The 3,792-nt window shown below is 43.0% G+C and carries 4 protein-coding genes; all 4 read right to left on the bottom strand.

Features of this window, described 5'->3' with window-relative positions:
- Positions 1-21: 21 nt before the first annotated feature.
- The gene (locus ACLNCN_RS03935) at positions 22-174 is read right to left on the bottom strand and encodes a hypothetical protein (RefSeq protein ID WP_424844667.1); all 153 of its coding nucleotides are present in this window, start codon (positions 172-174) and stop codon (positions 22-24) included.
- Positions 171-353: a hypothetical protein gene (locus ACLNCN_RS03930; RefSeq protein WP_173875836.1), complete on the bottom strand. Its 183-nt coding sequence runs from the start codon at positions 351-353 to the stop codon at positions 171-173. Before ACLNCN_RS03930 ends, ACLNCN_RS03935 begins: the two co-directional genes overlap by 4 nt.
- A gap of 206 nt (positions 354-559) precedes the next feature.
- Positions 560-910 (bottom strand): 30S ribosome-binding factor RbfA, encoded by a 351-nt coding sequence (gene rbfA, locus ACLNCN_RS03925; RefSeq protein WP_001273601.1) that lies wholly within the window; start codon positions 908-910, stop codon positions 560-562.
- Positions 911-1,160: 250 nt separating this feature from the next.
- Positions 1,161-3,792 (bottom strand): translation initiation factor IF-2 (infB, locus tag ACLNCN_RS03920; protein ID WP_424844666.1); only part of this gene is annotated, 2,632 nt, incomplete at its 5' end.

Below are 3,792 nucleotides of genomic sequence, written 5' to 3'. Positions count from 1 at the left end.
ATCTGCGACTTGAATTACTATCTAAATAAGTTTAAAGAGCCAATCCAATATCTTAAACACTATCTTGTAAAACAGCAATTGGACTGCAAAAGAGATGATCATCCAAAAGAATTTCACAATCCCAAAAATTGGTTTGATAAAAAGAATGGCAAGAAGTCCCCAGAAAAATTTCATTCTTTCTCCTCTGGCTTAATGAGCCACCGAGCCGTATCCATTAACTTGTCTACAATAAAGAGTTTCCCCAGACCGACAACGACATTGTCATCTTTCTTTATCGTTTTCATTACTTTTACACCTTGCACGGTCAAAAAGTAATTCCCGTAAGTTTTAGCTAGAGTTTTTATAAGTCCCATATTATCTTCCCTCGTTTAACTACACTTTAAAATATTGACGATACCAGTCTTACTGACCATTTCTGTGAAATTTACTCTTTCTAATCCCTATAACATCATATAAGTTGAATTTTATAAAGCTTTTTAATAATGTTTAACTCTGGAAAGATTCCGACAGCATGTTTTATTGACTTTTCCTCCACCAAAAAAGAGGGTTCCCCCTCTTCTTAGTTCTTATCCAGATTGCGTAGCATCTCGTCAATCTTGTTTCCATACTCGATGGACTCGTCTTTGACGAAGGTCAAATCTGGGATTTTGTACAATTTCAAATTGCGACCAAGTTCACGTTTGATGGTCCCAGTTGCTTTTTCAAGCCCGATTTGAGCTTTTTGATTATCTGAAGCAAGGTTACTCAAAATGGTGTAGTAAACCTTGGCAACAGACAAGTCACCTAGCATCTGAACATCTGTGATGGTCACACCTTGGACACGCGGATCACGGACTTTCTTTTGCAAAATCTCATTGACTTCACGCTTGATTTCCATGCCCACACGGTCCGTACGGAAATGATTTGCCATGATATTCCTTTCTCTACTTTGAACCAAAAGCTAGGCCAGCAGACCTAGCTATTTTTAAACTTCTTGATTTTCATTTCAAATTGAAACGAAGTTCAATTTGAAATCATCTGCTTCTTTCGCCGTGGTGAAAGTGATGGAACTGATTTATCAGTCTCATCACAGGGGATTTTTGAGACCCTAGGCTCAAAAATAAGCAATGAAACCATCGGTTTGCTTGCGTCCCTCCCCACCTAAGAAAGGAGCAAAAATCTTATCTCTTGATTTCTTCCATGACATAAGCCTCAATCACATCATCCATCTTGATATCATTGTAGCCATCAATCATCAATCCACCTTCACGGCCGTTTGTAACTTCTTTGACGTCGTCTTTGTAGTGTTTCAAGCTTGCGAGTTCGCCGTCATAGATAACGACACCGTCACGGATAACACGAACTTTAGAGTCACGGGTAACCTTACCGTTGATAACCATGAATCCACCGATAGTTCCCACTTTAGACACCTTGAAGGTTTCACGAATAACTGCTTCACCGATAACTTTTTCTTCGAATTCTGGATCAAGCATCCCTTTCATAGCTTCTTCCATCTCTTCGATAACCTTGTAGATAATGCTGTGGAGACGGATTTCCACATCGTCAGCTTCTGCTTGTTGACGAGCTTGTGGTGTAGGGCGTACGTTGAAACCAACGATAAAGGCATTTGAAGCTTCGGCAAGAGTCACGTCTGATTCGTTGATGGCACCAACCGCTGAGTGAACGATGGTAACTTTGACACCTTCTACGTCGATCTTTTGAAGTGAGGCAGAAAGGGCTTCAACAGAACCTTGTACATCGGCCTTGATGATAACGTTAACTGACTTGAGTTCACCAGCTTTAAGGGTATCAAAGAGGTTTTCAAGGCTGACACGTTGGGTAGCTTGACGTTGTTTCATGAGGGCACGTTTGGCACGCTCTTCACCTGCTGCACGCGCAGATTTTTCATCTTCGTAAACGGCAAAGTGGTCACCTGCCATCGGTGCTTCGTTCAAACCTGTTATTGAAACTGGTGTTGATGGTCCAGCAACCTTAACACGACGTCCAAGGTCATTGGTCATAGCACGGACACGACCGAAGGTATTTCCGACAACGATTGGGTCTTGAACATTCAAGGTACCTTGTTGAACAAGAAGGGTTGCGACCGCACCTTTTCCTTTATCCAAGCGAGCTTCGATAACCGTACCGATAGCACGCACTGTTGGGTCTGCTTTGAGTTCTTGGATTTCAGCCACAAGAAGGACTGTTTCCAACAATTCTTCGATGTTTTGGTTGAATTTAGCTGAGATTTCAACAAATTCAGAATCTCCACCCCAAGCAGTTGACATAACTCCATGCTCTGCCAATTCACCGATAACCCGTTCTGGGTTGGCACCTGGTTTATCAATCTTGTTGATGGCTACGATGATTGGAACGTTGGCTGCTTTTGAGTGGTTGATGGCTTCAATTGTCTGAGGCATAACCCCGTCATCTGCCGCTACGACCAAGATAGTAATATCGGTAACAGAAGCACCACGCGCACGCATAGATGTAAAGGCCGCGTGTCCTGGTGTATCAAGGAAGGTAATCTTCTTGCCATTTTCCACGATTTGGTAGGCACCGATATGCTGAGTGATACCACCTGCTTCACCTGTCGCAACACGTGAGTTTCGAAGAGTATCCAAAAGGGTTGTTTTACCATGGTCAACGTGTCCCATGATCGTCACAACTGGTGGACGCTCAACCAATTCATCTTCATTGAGATAACCATCTTCGACAAAGAAACGTTCGATGTCGGCATTATCCACTTCAACTTTTTGTTTGGCTTCAATACCATAATCCACCATGAGGAGTTCAATTGTTTCCCCATCCAAGGATTGGTTTTGTGTGGCCATGACACCCATCATGAAAAGTTTCTTAACGATTTCAGCTGGTTCACGTTTGATACGTTTTGCGATTTCCGCAACAGTCATACCATCTGTATATTCAAATTCTGTTGGCAATTCATGGAATTTACGCTCTGTAACAGGTTTTGGAGTCTGATTGCGGTTGTTCTTGTTATTGCCTTTTTTGTTCTTTTTGTTGTTATTCCAATTACTATTTCTTTGATTTCTCACTTGATTTTGACTACTTCGATTCTTTTGTTGTTTTCTAGGACCATCTTCTTCGTGATCATAATCATCACGTTCTTTGTCTGGTCGAGCTTGTTTTTTACGACGTGTATCCACTGGCGCTTCTTTAGCTACAGGAGCTGGTTCAACCACTGCTTGAACTTGTTGCGCTTGTTCAGCTAACTTAGCCACTTCTTCAAAGATTTCCTCTGGCTCCTTGCGTTTGTTTGCTTGGGCCAAGGCTTCTTTGGCAGCCTGAGTCTGCTTGAAACGTTCCTCACTTGAACGGGCATATTCTGCATTTTGCTCTGCTTTTAAGGCTGCTGCACGGGCTTTAAAGTCAACACGTGGAGCCGCTTGATGTGGACGTTTATCCTCTTGTTGACGGCGCTCATTACCACGATTTTGCTGACCTTGCTGTTTCTTAGCTTGGTCGTTAAAACGGCGATTATCGCGGTTGCCTTGACCTTGTTTTCCACCATTTCGACCGTCGTTTTTCTGACGGTTTCCGTTTTGTTGTTGGTCACGGTTATTGCCCTTGTTTTGCTTGCGTCGTTCTGCCTGCTCTTTGGCACGAGCTTCACGCTCAGCCTTGAAATTACGGCTTTGCGGTTTAGCTGCTACTTTTTCTGCCTTCGGAGCAACTTGCTCTGGCGCTTTTGCCTCTTCCTTAGCTACAGCTGGTTTAGCTGGCTCAGATTTTTCGACTTTCTTTTCTGCACTTGCTTTTGGTGCTGCAGGTTTTGCTTCTACTTTTGGAGCA

Source organism: Streptococcus sp. CL8.13, from assembly GCF_049737895.1.
Note: the sequence above shows the minus strand (reverse complement) of the source record. Positions and strands in the feature narration are given on the sequence as shown.